We start from the raw sequence: 16,111 nt of genomic DNA, 5'->3' as shown, positions 1-16,111 counted from the left end.
ACCGCCAGCTCGCGGAAGATGTAGTCGAGGATCGAGGTGGCGTTCTTGATCGAGTCGTTGCCCTGCACCATCCCCGCCGGCTCGAAGCGGGTGAAGGTGAAGGCCTCGACGAACTCCTCGAGCGGCACGCCGTACTGGAGCCCGACCGACACGGCGATGGCGAAGTTGTTCATCATCGCCCGGAAGGCCGCGCCCTCCTTGTGCATGTCGATGAAGATCTCGCCGAGGCGGCCATCCTGATACTCGCCGGTGCGGAGATAGACCTTGTGCCCGCCGACGATCGCCTTCTGGGTGTAGCCCTTGCGGCGCTCGGGCAGGCGGGCGCGCTTGTTGGCCTGCTCGATCTCCTTGATGATGATCTTCTCGACGATGCGCTCCGACAGGAGCGCGGCGCGGGCGGCCTGCGGGGCCTCGATCAGCTCCTCCTCGAGGTCGTCGTCCTCGACCAGCGCCGCCGAGAGCGGCTGGCTGAGCTTGGAGCCGTCGCGGTAGAGCGCGTTCGCCTTGACGCCGAGCGACCACGAAAGCTCGTAGGCCGCCTTGCAGTCGTCGATCGAAGCCGAATTCGGCATGTTGATCGTCTTGGAGATCGCGCCGGAGATGAAGCTCTGGGCCGCTGCCATCATGCGGATGTGGCTCTCGACCGAGAGGCTGCGCTGGCCTGTCTTGCCGCAGGGGGTGGCGCAGTCGAAGACCGCGAGGTGCTCGGGCTTCAGGCCCGGCGCGCCTTCGAGGGTCATCGTGCCGCAGACATGGGCGTTCGCCGCGTCGATCTGGGCGCGGGTGAAGCCGAGCGAGCGCAGGAGGTCGAAGGACGGGTCGCGCAGCTTCTCGGCGGGGATGCCGAGGACGCGGGTGCAGAACTCCTCGCCGAGCGTCCACTGGTTGAACACGAAGCGGATGTCGAAGGCCGAGGCGAGCGCGTCCTCGACCTTCTCGATCTGCTCCGGCCCGAAGCCGTGGCCGACGAGCGAGATGGCGTTGATCCCGGGCGCGCCCTCGAGCGTGCCGTGGCCGGTGGCGTGGGCGACGATGGCCTGCGCCGCCTCGGGGTCGTAGCCGAGGGCGGCGAGCGCCTGCGGCACCGCGCCGTTGATGATCTTGAAGTAGCCGCCGCCGGCGAGCTTCTTGAACTTCACCAGCGCGAAGTCGGGCTCGATGCCGGTGGTGTCGCAGTCCATGACGAGGCCGATCGTGCCGGTGGGCGCGATCACCGTGGTCTGGGCGTTGCGGAAGCCGTGGGCGGCGCCGAGGGCGAGGGCGTCCTCCCAGACGGTATGGGCGAGGTTGAGGAGGCCCGCGTCGGGGCAATGCGCGTGGTCGAGCGCGACGGGCGGCACCGCGAGGCCCTCGTAGCCCACGGTCTCGCCGCGGGCGGCGCGGGCGTGGTTGCGGATGACGCGCAGCATGTGGTTGGCGTTGCGGGCATAGCCGGGGAAGGCGCCCAGCTCCTTCGCCATCTCGGCGGAGGCGGCGTAGGCGGCGCCGGTCATCACCGCGGTCAGCGCGCCGCAGAGCGCGCGGCCCTCGGGCGAGTCGTAGGCGATGCCGAGGGTCATCAGCAGGCCGCCGATATTGGCGTAGCCGAGGCCGAGGGTGCGGAACTCGTAGGAGAGCTTGGCGATCTCCGGGCTCGGGAACTGCGCCATCAGGACGGAGATCTCGAGGGTGATCGTCCAGAGGCGGGTGGCGTGGACGTAGGCCTCGGCGTCGAACTGGCCGCCGTCGAGGAAGCCGAGCAGGTTCATCGAGGCGAGGTTGCAGGCGGTGTCGTCGAGGAACATGTATTCCGAGCACGGGTTCGAGGCGCGGATCGGCCCGTCCTCGGGGCAGGTGTGCCAGGCGTTGATGGTGTCGTGGAACTGCACGCCCGGATCGGCGCAGGCCCAGGCGGCGCGGCCGATCTTGTTCCACAGGTCGCGGGCGCGGACCTTGCGGGCGATCTTGCCGTCGGTGCGGCGGACGAGCTCCCATTCCGCGTCCTCGCGGACGGCGCGCAGGAAGGCGTCGGTGACGCGGACGGAGTTGTTGGAGTTCTGGCCGGAGACGGTGAGGTAGGCGTCCGAGTCCCAGTCGGTGTCGTAGGTCTTGAAGTCGAGCGCCATCTCGCCGGCCTCGGCCTGCTGGAGCACGCGCTTGACGTAGGCCTCGGGCAGGTGCGCCTTCTTCGCGGCGCGGATCGCGGCCTTCAGCGCGGGATTGGCCTTGGGGTCGAAGGCGTCGGCCTCGGCGCCGTCCCAGGCGCGGATGGCGTCGAGGATGGCGGCGAGGCGCTCCTTGTGCGCCTTGGAGCCGGCGACGAGGGCGGCGACCTTCTGCTCCTCGACGACCTTCCAGTCGATGAAGGCCTCGATGTCGGGGTGGTCGAGGTCGCAGATCACCATCTTGGCGGCGCGGCGCGTGGTGCCGCCCGACTTGATCGCGCCGGCCGCGCGGTCGCCGATCTTGAGGAAGGACATCAGGCCGGAGGACTTGCCGCCGCCGGCGAGCCTCTCGTTCTCGGCGCGGAGCAGCGAGAAGTTGGTCCCGGTGCCGGAGCCGTACTTGAAGAGCCGGGCCTCGCGGGTCCAGAGGTCCATGATGCCGCCCTCGTTGACGAGGTCGTCGGCGACGGACTGGATGAAGCAGGCGTGCGGCTGCGGGTGCTCGTAGGCCGAGGCGGACTTCACGAGCTCCTTCGTCTCGAAGTCGACGTAGTAGTGGCCCTGGCTCGGCCCGTCGATGCCGTAGGCCCAGTGCAGGCCGGTGTTGAACCATTGCGGCGAGTTCGGCGCGCCCATCTGGGTCGCCAGCATGTAGCGCATCTCGTCGTAGTAGGCGCGGGCGTCGGCCTCGGCGGTGAAGTAGCCGCCCTTCCAGCCCCAGTAGGCCCAGGCGCCGGCGAGGCGGTCGAAGACCTGGGTGGCCTTGGTCTCGCCGGTGAGGCGGGCGTGCTCGGGCAGCTCGGCGAGCCTGGCCTCGTCGGGGACGGAGCGCCACAGGAAGGCGGGGACGCCCTTCTCCTTGACGCGCTTCAGGGCGGCAGGGACGCCGGCCTTGCGGAAATACTTCTGGGCGAGGACGTCGGAGGCGACCTGGCTCCAGCCCTCGGGGACCTCGAGGTTCTCGAGGCTGAACACCACCGATCCGTCGGGGTTGCGGATCTCCGAGCCGGTGGTGCGGAACGCGATGGCGCCATAGGCCCCGTCCTGCTCGGTGGTGAAGCGGCGTTCGATCTTCATGGCTGGTTCCCTTTATTCTTTTCCGCCCCATCCGGTGGTGGTTTGCACCAGATGTTGTGTGCCTGCCGAGGCCCGGCCCCCAGAAGATGACGCCGCCGTGAGTCGGTCAATCGAAAAATCAGCAGCGGCGCCAGATTTAGCGTTTGACATGCCCTTATCCACTAGGGGCGCGATTCTCGCATAGGTTGAGTCGCGGGCGCCTTGGCGCCGGCGGCGGGGCCGCCTAGCGTGCCGGCCATGGAGCGACTCGACGTGGACATCCTGGTGGCGGGCGGCGGCGTGGCGGGGCTGGCGGCCACGGCGGCGTTCGCCCATGCCGGGTTCGAGACCTTGTGCGTCGACGCCGAGCCGCCGGTGACGGAGGCGGGGCAGGCAGGCTCGGACCTGCGCTCGACGGCGTTCCTGATGCCGGCGGTGGAGTTTCTGGAGCGGATCGGGCTCTGGGGGCGGCTCGCGCCCCATGCGGCGCCGCTCCGGGTGATGCGGCTCGCCGACGCCGGCGGGCCGGAGCCGGCAGTGCGCGAGACAGCGGACTTTGCGGCGGCGGAGATCGGGCAGGAGGCGTTCGGCTACAACCTGCCGAACTGGCTGATCCGGCGCGAGCTGGTCGCGCATCTGGCGGCGACGCCGGGGGCGCGGCTGGTCGCCCCGGCGCGGGTCGAGGGGCTGGTGGCGCGGACCGCGGGCGCGCTGGTGCGGCTGCCGGGGGCGCAGGCGCGGGCGCGGCTGGTCGTGGCGGCGGACGGGCGCGACAGCTTCGTGCGCGAGGCGGTCGGGATCGCGGCGCGGCGCTGGAGCTACGGGCAGAAGGCGCTGGTGTTCACGGTGGCGCATCCCCTGCCCCACGACGACGTCTCGACCGAGATCCACCGCAGCGGCGGCCCGCTGACGCTGGTGCCGCTGCCGGACCACGAGGGCGGCCCGGCCTCGGCGGTGGTGTGGATGGAGGAGGGGCCGAAGGCGGCGCGGCTGATGGCGCTGACGGAGCCGGAGTTCGAGGCGGCGCTGGCGGAGCGGGCCTGCGGGGTGCTGGGGCGGCTGCGGCTGACCAGCCCGCGGCGGCTGTGGCCGATCGTGTCCCAGGTGGCGGAGCGGCTGGACGGGCCGCGGGTGGCCTTGGTCGCCGAGGCCGCGCATGTCGTGCCGCCGATCGGGGCGCAGGGGCTGAACATGAGCCTGCGCGACGTGGCGGCGCTGGTCGAGCTCTGCGCCGCGGCGCGGGCGCGGGGCGAGGATCCGGGGACGCCGGAGCTGCTCGCCCGCTACGGCCGGGCGCGGCACGCGCGGGTGCTGGCGCGGGTCGCCGGGATCGACGCGCTGAACCGCGCGGCGATGGCCGGCTGGCAGCCCTTCCGCGACGCCCGGCGAGCCGGGCTCCGGGCGCTGCACGGCACGGCCCCGCTGCGGCGGGCGGCGATGCGGATGGGACTTGGCGGCGCGGCCTGACGCGACCTTGCCCTGACCGTCGCGCCGCCGGCCGGCATCGGCGGGCAGGTCCCGTCGGGCAGGCGCCGGCTAGCGGCGCTTGCGGGATGGGCGGACCCGGCGTTAGCTCCGGCGTTGGCTGCGCGACGCGCAGGCGCTGACGGGGGAGGCGAGAATGGGCGCGATCGGGCCCGGGTTGCGCTACTGGCTGCCGGAGACGGAGCTGACCGTCACGGCGACGAAGCGGAAGCAGGCGGCGGCGGGGGCGAGGGGAAGCCGGCTCGAGGAGGTGGTCGACGTCGACCTCACCCATGCCGCGGTCGCCGACCAGACCTGCCGGCGGCTGCTGCAGCTCGACGCGGGATTCCTCGAGAAGCTCGACCTGACGGTCACGCTCGACGACCGCGGCTTCATCACCGCGATCAACAGCGAGTCCGGCCGCGACATCGCGCCGGTGCTGAGCCTCGTCGGCAAGGTGATCAGCGCGGTGGCGACGGTGGCGATGCTCGGCCTGCGCAAGACCGCGACGACGACGGGCCCGACGCTGGAGAAGCAATGGGAGAAGCAGCACCCGAAGCTCGCCGCGCAGCTCGCGGCGCTGCTCGCGCAGGTCGAGCGGCTGCTCGGCGAGCTCGGCGACCCCAAGGCCAGCCCCGGCGCGCTCCGGGCGACGGCGCGGGCGCTCGACGCGGTGCAGTCGCAGGTGGCGAGCATCGTCGAGGTGCGCCGGGCCTGGATCGCGGCGCAGGCGGTCGAGGTGGCGACGGCGGTGGTGCGGCTGCGGCCGTTCGAGCTGCTGCCCGTGAAGGGACCGGACCTGCCGGACCTGCTGCCGGGCACGTTGCCGCCGCAGGCGCCGCTCGGCCATGCCCGGCTGGTCAACGACTTCGGCTGCGCGCTGGCCATCGTCGACCGCGACCGCGCAGCGAAGCCGCAGGCGAGCGACGGCAGCGTCCCGGACGTCGACCGGCTCTATGTCCGGCGCAGCCGACCGGCGCGGGTGGGGGTCTACGTGAAGGGCGCGAAGGGCTGGGCGCTGGAGCCCGACTCGGCGCTGGCGCTCGACGTGGTGGACCGCTTCAGCGGCACGGACGAGATCCCGCTCGACGGGTCGTGGCTGCGCACGCGCTCGGTCGAGCTGGCCTGGCACCCGGACATGTCGCTGAAGACCTACGGGGCGAAGACGGTCTCCTCGGCCGGCGCCGTGTCGGCCTCGCTCGGCGAGGCGCTCGACGCGGCGGCGGCGGCCTACAAGACGGTGAAGGAGAAGCCCTCGGCCGCGGCGGAGGCGCTGGCGAAGAAGAAGGCCGAGGTCGACCGGCTGAAGACGGAGACGGAATTCGAGGTCCTCGCCGCCGCCCGGCAGCGCGCCCCGGCGGTCGCGGTGGCGGAGCAGCTGCGCAAGCTGGCCGGGGGGGAATAGCCGCGAGGGCCGTCAGCGGACGCCCTCGCGGCCGTTGGCGACGCGGTACCAGGCCCAGAGGAGCCGCGCGGCGACGCCACGCCACGGCGTCCAGGCGAGGCTCATCTCGCGCAGCTCCGGCTCGCGCGGGCGGGAAGGCAGCTCGAAGACCATTCGCGCCGCCTCCTGAAGCGCGAGGTCGCCGGGGGCGAAGACGTCGGCGCGGCCGAGGCTGAACATCGCGTAGATCTCCGCCGTCCAGACGCCGACGCCCTTGAGCCGCACCAGCGCGGCCACGACCTCGGCGTCGGGCAGCGCGCGGAGCGCGGCGAAGTCGAGGCCGCTCTCGGCGAGGCCCCGGCCGTAGGCGATCTTCTGGCGCGACAGGCCGGCGGCGCGCAGCTCGGCGTCGCTGGCGGCGCGCACGCCCTCGGGCGCGGTCGCGCCCATCGCCTCGAGCCGCGCCCAGATCGCCGCGGCCGAGGCGGTGGAGACCTGCTGGCTGACCACCGCGCCGAAGAGCGTCGCGAAGCCGTCGGGGCGGCGGCGCAGCGGCAGCGGCCCGGTCGCCGCCAGCGCCCGCGCGAAGCGCGGCTCGGCGGCGGCGAGCCATGCCGCGCCTTCCGCGACGTCGGCGTCCGTCTCGATGATGCGCCCGACCATGGGCCCCTGCCTACCCGCGGCGCCCTCGCCGCGCAACGCGCCCCGCGGGGCCGGGCGGGCGAAGGCCCCCGACCGGCGCGACCGGCGGCCACGCATGGACGTAGCCCGCGGCCCTCTTCGCGGGATACGCGGCGGAGCCGCGAGACGCGCGGGGGACGGGACCGCGGTATCGGCGCGACCGTTGCGGGCGCATGGATGGAAGGGCAGGCCGCGAGATCCGGATGGCGACGACGACCCCGCGACCGGCGGCGGGCGCGTTGGCCGAGGCGCGGACCGCCGCCCTCTTGGCCTGCCGGGCGTGTCGCCCTAGAAGCGGCGCATGGTCGATGCCGACGCCCGCGCCCGCCGCAACGTTCGTGTCCTCGTGGCGGCGCAGGCGCTGCTCGGGGCGCAGCTTCCCGTGCATTTCATCCTCGGCGGGCTGTCCGGGCAGATGCTCGCGGCGAACAAGTGCCTGTCGACGCTGCCGATCTCGATGATCGTCTTCGGCTCGATGGCGACCGCGCCTGCGCTTGCCGGCTTCATGCAGCGGCGGGGCCGGCGGCCGGGCTTCGTGGTGGGCTGCCTTGCGGGCGCCCTTGGCGCGGGGCTGTGCGCGCTCGGGCTGTGGACGGGGTCGTTCGGCTGGTTCCTCGCAGGCTCGCTCGCGACCGGCGTCTACATGTGCGGCAACGGCTTCTATCGCTTCGCCGCCGCCGACGGGGCGTCGGACGCCTATCGGCCGCGCGCGATCTCGGCGGTGATGGCGGCGGGGCTCGTCTCGGCGCTGCTCGGACCGCAGCTCGTCAAGACCGCGGCCGACGCGCTGGCGCCGGTGCCCTTCGCCGGGGCCTATCTCGCGGTGGTCGCGATCAACCTCGTGGGCGTGTTCCTGTTCGCCTTCCTCGACAGCCCGCGGCCGCCGGCGCCGCGGGCGGACGCGGCCCCGGTGCGGAGCCGGCTCGACCTGCTGCGCACGCCGCGGATCGCGGTGGCGATCCTGGTGGCGACCGTCGCCTATTCGCTGATGAACCTGGTGATGACCGCGACGCCGCTCGCCATGGTCGGCTGCGGCTTCGCCACCGCGCAGACGGCGGACGTGATCGGCGGCCATGTCCTCGCGATGTTCGCGCCGGCGTTCTTCACCGGGCGGCTGATCGAGCGGCTGGGGGTGCTGCCGGTCACGGCGGCGGGGCTCGCGATCCTCGCCGCCGCGGGGCTCTCCGGGCTGGCGGGGGTGGAGCTCGGCAACTTCTACCTGGCGCTCGGGCTGCTCGGGCTCGGCTGGAACTTCGGCTTCATCGGGGCGACGACGATGCTGACGTCGGCCTATCGGCCCGAGGAGCGCGGCCGGGTGCAGGGGATGAACGACTTCATCGTCTTCGGGTCGGTGGGGCTGACCTCGCTCGCGTCGGGGGGGCTGATGAACTGCTCCGGCGGCTCGCCGGTGGAGGGCTGGGTGTCGGTCAACTTCGCGATGATCCCGTTCCTCGCCGCGGCCTGCGGGGCGCTGGTCTGGCTCGTGCTCTCGGAGCGCCGCCGGCCGGCGTGAGCCCGGCGGGGGTCAGGAGAACATCGCGCCGAGGCGCTCGAAGCACCAGAAGGAGGCGACGATGCCGATAGCGTAGGCGGCGGCGATCGGCGCCTGTCGCGGCAGGGCGACGAGGCGGCGGAGCCCGGCGGCGGCCGCGAGGAGCGCGGCGATGAACAGGAGCTGGCCGGTCTCGACGCCGAGGTTGAAGAAGAGGAGCGCCAGCGGGATGTCGGCGCGCGGCAGGCCGATGCCGGCGAGCGCCCCCGCGAAGCCGAAGCCGTGGAGGAGGCCGAAGGCGAAGGCGACGAGCCAGGGCCAGTCGGTGGCGAGGCTGGTCTCGCCGCGGCGGAGGCGGACGGCCTCGACGGCGACGAGGACGATGGAGAGCGCGATCAGCGTCTCGACCGGCCCCGGCGGCAGGGCGACGAGGCCGAAGGTCGCCAGCGCGAGCGTGATCGAGTGGGCGACGGTGAAGGCGGTGATGGTCTTGATCAGCACCCGCCAGTCGCGGACGATCAGCATCAGCGCCGCGACGAAGAGCAGGTGGTCGAAGCCGAAGAGGATGTGCTCGACGCCGTCGCGGAGGTAGGTGACGGCGACCTCGAGCGTCGTCTGCCCGGCCTGGACGTCGAGCCAGGGCTCGGAGGGGCGGACCATGGTCGTGGCGGTCACGCCGTCGAGGGTGACGCGGGCGAGGACGTCGGTGATCGTCGCCTGGAGGCCGACGAAGTCGATGCGCCTCCCGGCGAGGCCGCCCGGGATCTCGACGATGCGCCGCTCGATGGTCGAGCCCGGCATCTCCTGCGTGCCCGGCCCGCTGATCGTGCGGACGTCGTCGGGGAGGGCGAGGACGACGGGGAGCGGCGCCCCGGAGAGCTGCGGGGTGCGCCAGATCACCGCGTAGCGGTCCGGGCCGGTCTGGTCGATCTGGAGGTAGGCGGGGCGGACCTCGTGGGCCTCGGCCCCGACGGCGAGGCAGGCGGCGAGGCAGGCGGCGAGGAGGAGCGCCAGGAGGGCGCGGAGCATGGCTCAGAGCCCCCCGATCATGGCGTCGGCGGTGCGCGGGGCGGCGAGGTCGCCGAGGTCGGCCGGGTCGAGGTCGGGCACGACCACGGTGTAGCGGGCGCGCATGTCGTCCTCGGCGCGCTGGCGGATCTCCTTGTAGCGGGCGTCGGTCCAGGCGGCGCGGACGTCGGCCTCGATCTCGTCGAGCGCGGGGACGCGGGCGGGCTCGAGGCTGTCGATGTAGACGAGGTGCCAGCCGTAGCCGGAGCGGATCGGGCCGATCCATCGCCCGGGCTGGCCGGCGAAGAGCGCGGCGGCGAACTCGGGGCCGAGCTCCCTGGCGACGGCTTCCGGGTCGCGGCCGCCGTAGTAGTCCTGGAACATGAAGCGGTCGCCAATGGCGGCGAGCGCGGGGGACGACGGCGCGAGGCCGGCGAGGGTGGGGAGCGCCGCGGCGGCGGCGGCCTCGGCGGCGGCGCTGCCGCGGCCGTCGGGCGAGAAGTAGACGTGGCGGAAGCTCGCCCGCGCCGGGCGGGTGAACCCGGCGGCGTGGGCGGCGTACCAGGCGGCGAGATCGTCCCCGGTGGGCGGGTTCAGCTGCGAGAGGTCGGCGAGCAGGAAGTCCATCTTCTGGGCCAGCCGGCGCTCGATCACGTCGTCGTCGCGGTCGAGGCCGAAGGCGGCGGCCTCGCGGGCGAGGATGCGCTGCATGGCGCGTTCCTCGGCGAGGCGGTGGAGCTGGCCGGGGTCGGGGAGCGGCAAGCCCTGGGCGATCTGCGAGAGCGCGAGCTGGCGAAGGTCATCGCGGGTCAGCTCGATCCGCATCGGGTCGGCCGAGGGCTGCGCCTGTGGGGAAAAGGTGGCGTAGGCCGCGAAGATCACGCCGCCGGCGACGACGAAATGCGTCAGCGGGTCGCGGAGGAGGCGGGTCAGGGATCTGGTCATCGGGACATTGCCGTCTTGGCCCCCGGATCGGGGCTGCGTTGCGGAGGGGGCGGCGAGGCGGGCGCGTCGTCGCGCGGCCGTTGCCCGAAGGCTCCGGGGGCAGGCGGCGCCGAGAGGGCGGTGGCGAGGAGCGCGGCGGCGGAGGCGGTGAGGAGCAGGCCGGCGGCGATCTGGAGCGCCGGCAGGACGCGGCCCGCCGCGCGCGCCCCCTCGAACCAGCCGAGCGCCGTGTCGCGGCCGAGGACCGCCGCCAGCGCCACGGCGAGGGTGAAGGCCGCGGTCCCCGCCCCCATCGCCAGCACGCCGAGGACGCCCGCGGCGACGAGGCCCGTGCTCCAGGCGATGGCGAGCAGCATCATCGCGCCGGTGCAGGGGCGGGCGGCCATCGCGCCGACGAGCGCGAGCGTGCCGCGGAGGCCGGGGGCGGCGGCGACCTCCGCGGCGCTCGGGCCGTGACGGTGGCCGCAGCCGCAGGCGTCGTGATGATCGTGATGATGGTGGCCATGGTCGTGATGGTGGTGGCTGTGGTCGTGATGGTGGTGGTGGTCGGATCCGTGGATATCCCGCGCCGCCGCCCGCCAGGCACGGACGCCGCGGACGAGGATCCAGAGCCCGATGGCCGCAACCGCGGCGTTGCCCACGGGGATAGCCCAGGCCTCCGAGGCGCCGACGGTGGCGCGCGCCGTGGCGCCGGCGAGGGCGAGCCCGCCGTAGACGAGCGCGATCGCCACGAGCGACTGCGCGAGGCTGCCGGCGACGGCGATGCCCGCCATGCGCCGCGCGGTCGCCCCCGTGCCGACGGCCGCGGCGCCGACGAGGAGCTTGCCGTGGCCCGGCCCGACCGCGTGCAGGAAGCCGTAGGCCGCGCAGAAGCCCATGAGCGCGGCCAGCGCATGGGGCTCGCCGGCCCGGAGCGCCGCCACCTGGGCGGCGAGCAGCGATTGCAGGTCGCGCTGGAGGCCGAGGAGGCGCCAGCCCAGCACCTGCGCCGCGCCCGTCTGCCAGGCGACGAGCAGCGCCGCCGCGAGCGCGAGCGCGAGGACGAGGCTCACTCGCATGCGAGATGCACCTTCTCGGCGAAGAGCGCGCCGACATCGGCGTCGGCGGGCGTCTCCTCGGCGGAGAGGGCGAGCAGGCTCTGCTGCAGGGGCGCGAGCGCGCGCGTCGGCTCGAAATTCTCCACCCGCGCGCGGCATCCGTCCGGCGCGCCTTCGAGGCGCGGCGCGTCGGTGACGCGGTAGGCGGTGTAGTAGGTCGGGTCGTAGACGTCGACGCGGGTGTCCGGCCCGGGACGATAGGGCGCGTCGAGGTCGCGGAGGAAGACGATCACCACCTGCCCGTCGCGGATCCCGGCCTCGGGTTCAAGGGAGCCGGAGAGGCCCACCCGGCGCGCGCCGTCGTGGAGGTAGCTGTCGCCGTCGAAGCCCGGCTGCCATTCGGTCTGGTAGGCGGCGAGGCGGGCGCGGTCGGCGGGCTGGAGCGGCTGCGTCGGGTCGAGGCCGAGGTCCTCGAGCATGAAGAGCGAGGTCATGGGGTCGTAGATCCAGGTGACGCGCAACCGGGCGAGATCGCCCGTGCCGTCGAAGAGGAAATCCACGCCGCCGTCGATGAAGATATGCGGGTGCGCCCGTCCCGGCGTCGCGGCGAGGAGGCCGGCGACGAGCGCCCCGGCAAGCGCGGGCGCCCGGCGGCGGGCGCCGGGGAAGCGGCGCGGGCGCGCGGGGGCGCCCGGCTCAGTCATGCGCGAGGGCCGCCCGCGCCGCGGGGTCGGGGCTCTGCTGGAGGTAGGAGAGGATGGCGAATTCCTCCGCCGGGTCGGCGACCGCCCCGGCCTCGATCAGCGCGGCGTAGTCCGGGCTCGCGTCCCAGGCCTGCCAGCGGCCCAGGTCGGCGGCGACGAAGCCTGCCATCGGCGGGCGGGCGCGGATGAAGCGGCGGAAGGCGGCGACCACCTCGGCCCGCGGCACGGTCGCATCGGCGTCGCCCTGCACGGAGAGCGCCCGCAGCGCCGCCTCGATCTCGGGCAGCGTGCGGCTGCGGTCGGCGAGCCAGGTCTCCTCGACCCAGGGCACCCGGCCCGGGCCGCGCAGCTCCATGTCGGCGGCGAGGAGGGCGGCGAGGTCGGCGGGGTCGGCCCCCTGCCCCAGGCTGGCCTCGATCGCGTCCGCGTCGGCGGCGTCGCCGGCAAGACCGAGGAGCAGGATGTAGCCGGGCCGCCACTCGGCCCGGCCCGGCGCGGCGACGAAGGCGCGCAACGTCGCGGGGTCGAGGCTCGCGGCGAGCCCGGCGAGCGACCCGTAGGGGGCGCGGGCGATCTCGTCATGGGCGATGCGGGCGACCAGCGGGTCGGCGTCCTCGAGCCGCGGGCCGGCCAGCGCCAGCCGGGCCGCGCCGTCGGAGGCGGCCAGTCCGGCGAGCCAGCCGGCGTTGGCGGGATCGACGCCGCCGAGGCTCGTCCACGTCCCGGCGAAGGCGTTGTGCGCGAGAAGCAGCGCCTGCCCCGGCCGCAGGCCGACCCGGGGGACGAGCGTGTCGAGGGGGATCGTCTCGCCCGCCGCGCCCGCGCCCTTGACGACGGCCGCGACGCGCAGCGCGCCGCCCTCGGGGGCGGCGAGGACGACGCGGTCGGCGGCGTCGATCTGCTCGCCCACGGTCACGGAGACAGCCGACAGGCAGATGGCGCAGGCCGAGGCCGGTCCGGCCGCCGCGAGGATCGCCAGCGCCAGCGCCGCCGCCAGGCGGCTCACGGCTTGGCCACGGGACCCGTCGGAACAACGGCGTCCTTGACCTCGACGCCGAGGAACACCGGTTCCGGGATCAGCTCGTAGTTGGCGAAGCCGAACTCGTTGCTGCGCGCCGCGACGTAGCCCTCGGCCTTGGCGGCGAGGTCGCCGGAGCCGCCGGCCACCCTGAACACGGTCAGGTCGTACTCGCGGTTGCCGAAGTTCGTGGCGATCCTGTCGTCGCGGATCTCGTAGGCGGTGGACTGGCCGAGATAGGAGGCCCGGGCGATGTCGCCGACCTCGGAGGGCTGCGGCAGGCGCGGGTCGACGTTCATGATCAGCATCTGCCCCTCCTTCGACCACTGGACCTTGTAGATCGCGCCGGTGACGGTGTTGCGGATCCAGGTGAAGTGGCCGGGAATGAGCTGCTCGAGCTCGGCGGTGGTGAGCTGGGTCGCGCCGCCCTGCTTCAGCGCGGCCACCGTGCGGCCTGTGGCGACGCCGCGGGCGTCGCCGGCGGGGGTGTACCAGATCGGCGAGGACCATGCGCGCTCCTGCACGGTCGCCGCCACCATCTCGGGGGGCGCGATGCCGAGCTCCCGGGCCTGGATGGTGGTCCAGCGCGGGGTCGGGATCTCCAGGGTGCGGGCGTAGTAGAAGGCGTCGAGCGTGGGGTCGAAGTCGGGATCGGTCCATGCGCCGGTCAGCTGCACCGAGCCGATGTCGTTGGTGTAGGTGGCGTTGGCGACGTCGACCGTCGAGCCTATCGCCGGCACCTTGCCGTCGACGGGGCCGGGCGTGCGGTCGCCGGACCAGACGACGTCGTAGACCTTCTCGAAGGACTGGCCGTCCTTCGCCCAGCCCTTGACGATCTGGACGCGGTCGAGGTTGCCGGAGGTGGGGTCCTTCACCGCCTCGACGACGAAGGTCGGGGCCTTGTCGCCGTCGCGGGGCTTCAGGTCGCCGCCCATCGGCACGCCGCCGGCGTAGGCCGCCTGCACCCAGTCGGCGTTCGCGGCGATGTCCGGGGCGTAGTCCCAGCCGCCGAAGATGCGGATGCGGATGTGCGGGCCGCTGGTGGCGAAGGTCTCCTTGCGCTGCATCGCGTCGAAGAGCGAGGCGCGGGTGTTCTCCTCGGCCCAGATGCCGGTCAGGCCGGCGGGGTTCTCGAAGCGCACGTCGAGGCCGGCGAAGTTGTGCCCGCCCATCCGCTCCTTGACCGTGCCGTCGAGGCTGGCGTGGCCGCCGAAGAAGTTCTCCTGCCGGTAGGGGACGGCGGTGTTGTGCGAATCCGAGCCGCCGACGAAGCCGGTCCGGTAGGGGTTGAACCCCTCCGCCTCCTGCATCGCGACGCCGTCCTTCAGCGCCTGCCGGACATAGCTGCCACCGAGCGTGACGAACTGGCCCTGCGGGTCGCCGAGCAGGTAGTTCAGCACCTCGAAGTTGGCGAACTCGTCGTTGGGCGAGAGGAGCGGATGCGTCTCGGACTGGCCCTTGATCTGCTTGATCTCGGTCAGGCGCTCGTTGCGGTCGCGCGAGTCGGCCCAGGCCTGGTCGATCGGCCGGCCCTTGAAATCGACCTCGGTCGGATACATCAGCCCGCCCGACAGGTTGGCGTTGTGCGAGATGGCGAGCAGCTCGTTGCCCGCCGCCCGCTGCTTGTCCATCCAGTCCCAGAGGTCCTCGGGCGCCTGGCTCTCCAGCGAGCTGAACGGCCGGTCGGGGACCTTGGCGCAGTCCTTGAAGAAGACGTTGCGGTGCATGTTGCGGAAGTCGGGGTTCGAGGTCCACTCGTAGGAGCAGAAGGCGGTGAACTTGCCAGGCTCGTTCGCCGCGTCCGCCGCGGCGTTGTTCGCCTTCCAGACGGTGTCGGAGATCTCGGGCTGCACCAGCGCCGGCACCGGCTTCATCTCGATCATGCTGGTGCCGAGCCAGAGGTAGATCCGCTGGATGTCGGCCGCGTCCTTGACCTTCAGCTGCGCGGCGATGGGCAGCTTGCTGATCGGCGAGGCGGGGTCGTTGGAGAGCCGCACCACGCCCGCGTATTCCGAGTGGTCGGTGACGCCCATCCAGTCGAGCGGCGTGGTGATCTTCACGTCGTAGCCGAGAGGGTGCGGGATCGGCTCGCCCCTGGCGTACTTGTAGGCCTCCGCCGGGCCGGTGACGTGGTTGCCGAAGATGTAGGCGTCGAACGACCAGCTGGTGTGGACGTGGGTCTCGCCGAAGAACGCCTGCCGCTCCTGCGCCGCCGCCGCGATCGCCGAGGCGAAGATCAACCCGAGCGTGCTGGCCGAGAGCGCATATCCGCCTCGCGCAGAAAGTCGCCGCATCATCCGTCTCTCCCGTTCAGGGCATGCCGCCACGCTTCCCTCGTAGCAGGATCCGCCCGCGGACAAAAAGCCGCGCGCGGGCGGCGCGCGCCAATCATTTTGCGCCATCGCGCCCAAAAATCTCGCCCCGCCCGTCGAAACCGGCGAGGCGAAGCGGGCTCGCCCGGGGACCGCGCGGGATCGCCCCTTCTCCTCGTTCGGCTGGCTCTCCCGGGCGCTTGCCCCCGGCGCGGTTCGGTCCCAGTTGAAGGCAAGGCGACGGCGGCCGCCGTCCGCGATGGGAGCAGGTGATGAAGAACCCTTTCATGAGCATGTGGATGAGCGCCGCCAACAAGGCGATCGGCGCCGGCCGGGGGCTGGTCACGGCCGAGATGCGCCGCCAGCAGAGCGCCATGGCCAAGGAGGCGATGCGCGCCGCGGGCCTCGGCGGCGCGGCGAAGCCGAAGAAGAAGCGGGCGGCGAAGCGGAAGGGGAAGTGAGCGGCGCCTTGCCTCGATGTCCATATCTGATCCGATCCGCCCTCGATCGCATGGAGAGGGGCGATGCCCAACGTGCATCTGACGCCGCAGATGCAGGAATTCGCCGAGCGGGAGATCGCGACCGGCGCCTTCGCCAACCTCAGCGAGGTCGTGCGCGCGGGGATGCGCAAGCTGATGGAGGAGCGCGGGGCGGCGGCGTTCCATGCGCTGAAGGCGGATCTGGAGGAGCAGGTGCGGCGGTCCGAGGCGGGCGAGACCGCCGAGTTCGATCCCCGCGCCGTAAGCGTCCGGCGTGACCGCTATGATTTCCAATGCCAGGGGAGCAGTTCGTCGATCCTGGTGATACGGTAGTCTGGGGTTCGGGCGATGGCGTCGGCCAGCCAGGCTTCGGGATCGACGTCGTTC

The 16,111-nt window shown here is 73.1% G+C and carries 13 protein-coding genes and 1 pseudogene; 5 read left to right on the top strand and 9 right to left on the bottom strand.

All coding sequences use genetic code 11. The features are described from left to right. On the bottom strand, positions 1-3,221 hold a 3,221-nt coding region (locus KBB57_RS18800; protein WP_290753590.1), incomplete at its 3' end, for a vitamin B12-dependent ribonucleotide reductase. Positions 3,222-3,458: 237 nt separating this feature from the next. On the opposite strand from KBB57_RS18800, the gene KBB57_RS18795 reads away from it, so the two are divergent. Beyond that, the gene (locus tag KBB57_RS18795; RefSeq protein ID WP_290753588.1) at positions 3,459-4,667 is read left to right on the top strand and encodes a UbiH/UbiF family hydroxylase; all 1,209 of its coding nucleotides are present in this window, start codon (positions 3,459-3,461) and stop codon (positions 4,665-4,667) included. A gap of 154 nt (positions 4,668-4,821) precedes the next feature. Continuing rightward, entirely contained in the window at positions 4,822-6,069 is a 1,248-nt protein-coding gene (locus KBB57_RS18790) for a hypothetical protein (protein ID WP_290753585.1), read from the top strand. Between the two features lie 12 nt (positions 6,070-6,081). On the opposite strand, the gene KBB57_RS18785 is transcribed toward KBB57_RS18790, so the two are convergent. Further along, positions 6,082-6,711: a DNA-3-methyladenine glycosylase 2 family protein gene (locus KBB57_RS18785; RefSeq protein WP_290753582.1), complete on the bottom strand. Its 630-nt coding sequence runs from the start codon at positions 6,709-6,711 to the stop codon at positions 6,082-6,084. A 319-nt stretch (positions 6,712-7,030) separates the two neighbouring features. Between KBB57_RS18785 and KBB57_RS18780 the strand changes: the two genes are divergently transcribed. Then, positions 7,031-8,242: an MFS transporter gene (locus KBB57_RS18780; protein ID WP_290753579.1), complete on the top strand. Its 1,212-nt coding sequence runs from the start codon at positions 7,031-7,033 to the stop codon at positions 8,240-8,242. Between the two features lie 12 nt (positions 8,243-8,254). Here KBB57_RS18780 and KBB57_RS18775 read toward each other — a convergent pair whose 3' ends face one another. Genes KBB57_RS18775 through KBB57_RS18750 form a run of 6 tightly spaced genes read right to left on the bottom strand, consistent with a single transcriptional unit; the run spans position 8,255 to position 15,227 of the window. Beyond that, positions 8,255-9,250, bottom strand: coding sequence for a HupE/UreJ family protein (locus KBB57_RS18775; protein ID WP_290753577.1), 996 nt, complete (start codon positions 9,248-9,250; stop codon positions 8,255-8,257). 3 nt (positions 9,251-9,253) lie between these two features. Continuing rightward, positions 9,254-10,174 (bottom strand): peptidylprolyl isomerase, encoded by a 921-nt coding sequence (locus KBB57_RS18770; protein ID WP_290753574.1) that lies wholly within the window; start codon positions 10,172-10,174, stop codon positions 9,254-9,256. Continuing rightward, positions 10,171-11,232 carry a hypothetical protein gene (locus KBB57_RS18765; protein WP_290753571.1) on the bottom strand — a complete coding sequence of 354 codons (1,062 nt, stop codon included), beginning with the start codon at positions 11,230-11,232 and terminating at the stop codon, positions 10,171-10,173. Before KBB57_RS18765 ends, KBB57_RS18770 begins: the two co-directional genes overlap by 4 nt. Next, complete coding sequence (locus KBB57_RS18760; protein ID WP_290753569.1) at positions 11,223-11,915, bottom strand: DUF1007 family protein; 693 nt, start codon at positions 11,913-11,915, stop codon at positions 11,223-11,225. Before KBB57_RS18760 ends, KBB57_RS18765 begins: the two co-directional genes overlap by 10 nt. Further along, positions 11,908-12,921, bottom strand: coding sequence for a hypothetical protein (locus tag KBB57_RS18755; RefSeq protein WP_290753567.1), 1,014 nt, complete (start codon positions 12,919-12,921; stop codon positions 11,908-11,910). Before KBB57_RS18755 ends, KBB57_RS18760 begins: the two co-directional genes overlap by 8 nt. Further along, the gene (locus tag KBB57_RS18750; RefSeq protein ID WP_290753565.1) at positions 12,918-15,227 is read right to left on the bottom strand and encodes a DUF3604 domain-containing protein; all 2,310 of its coding nucleotides are present in this window, start codon (positions 15,225-15,227) and stop codon (positions 12,918-12,920) included. Before KBB57_RS18750 ends, KBB57_RS18755 begins: the two co-directional genes overlap by 4 nt. 290 nt (positions 15,228-15,517) lie before the next feature. Between KBB57_RS18750 and KBB57_RS18745 the strand changes: the two genes are divergently transcribed. Continuing rightward, on the top strand, positions 15,518-15,706 hold the full coding sequence (locus KBB57_RS18745) for a hypothetical protein (RefSeq protein ID WP_290753562.1): 189 nt from the start codon (positions 15,518-15,520) through the stop codon (positions 15,704-15,706). A 63-nt stretch (positions 15,707-15,769) separates the two neighbouring features. Then, a pseudogene (locus tag KBB57_RS18740) lies at positions 15,770-15,991 on the top strand (type II toxin-antitoxin system ParD family antitoxin); the annotation flags it as partial. Positions 15,992-16,005: 14 nt separating this feature from the next. On the opposite strand, the gene KBB57_RS18735 reads toward KBB57_RS18740, so the two are convergent. Then, positions 16,006-16,111, bottom strand: a 106-nt coding sequence (locus KBB57_RS18735; RefSeq protein WP_290753593.1) for a transposase domain-containing protein, incomplete at its 5' end; no start/stop codon positions are given.

Source organism: Amaricoccus sp., assembly GCF_017993425.1.
In the GTDB taxonomy this organism is placed as follows: domain Bacteria; phylum Pseudomonadota; class Alphaproteobacteria; order Rhodobacterales; family Rhodobacteraceae; genus Amaricoccus.
The sequence above is the reverse complement of the archived record's forward strand: the minus strand, read 5'-3'. Positions and strand labels throughout refer to the sequence as shown.

Bases quoted from the DNA above. Each gene is read 5' to 3' on its own strand.
- KBB57_RS18770 (WP_290753574.1), bottom strand. From the start codon at position 10,174: ATGACCAGATCCCTGACCCGCCTCCTCCGCGACCCGCTGACGCATTTC.
- KBB57_RS18760 (WP_290753569.1), bottom strand. From the start codon at position 11,915: ATGACTGAGCCGGGCGCCCCCGCGCGCCCGCGCCGCTTCCCCGGCGCC.
- KBB57_RS18780 (WP_290753579.1), top strand. From the start codon at position 7,031: ATGGTCGATGCCGACGCCCGCGCCCGCCGCAACGTTCGTGTCCTCGTG.
- KBB57_RS18795 (WP_290753588.1), top strand. From the start codon at position 3,459: ATGGAGCGACTCGACGTGGACATCCTGGTGGCGGGCGGCGGCGTGGCG.
- KBB57_RS18745 (WP_290753562.1), top strand. From the start codon at position 15,518: ATGAAGAACCCTTTCATGAGCATGTGGATGAGCGCCGCCAACAAGGCG.
- KBB57_RS18765 (WP_290753571.1), bottom strand. From the start codon at position 11,232: ATGCGAGTGAGCCTCGTCCTCGCGCTCGCGCTCGCGGCGGCGCTGCTC.
- KBB57_RS18790 (WP_290753585.1), top strand. From the start codon at position 4,822: ATGGGCGCGATCGGGCCCGGGTTGCGCTACTGGCTGCCGGAGACGGAG.
- KBB57_RS18785 (WP_290753582.1), bottom strand. From the start codon at position 6,711: ATGGTCGGGCGCATCATCGAGACGGACGCCGACGTCGCGGAAGGCGCG.
- KBB57_RS18750 (WP_290753565.1), bottom strand. From the start codon at position 15,227: ATGCGGCGACTTTCTGCGCGAGGCGGATATGCGCTCTCGGCCAGCACG.
- KBB57_RS18775 (WP_290753577.1), bottom strand. From the start codon at position 9,250: ATGCTCCGCGCCCTCCTGGCGCTCCTCCTCGCCGCCTGCCTCGCCGCC.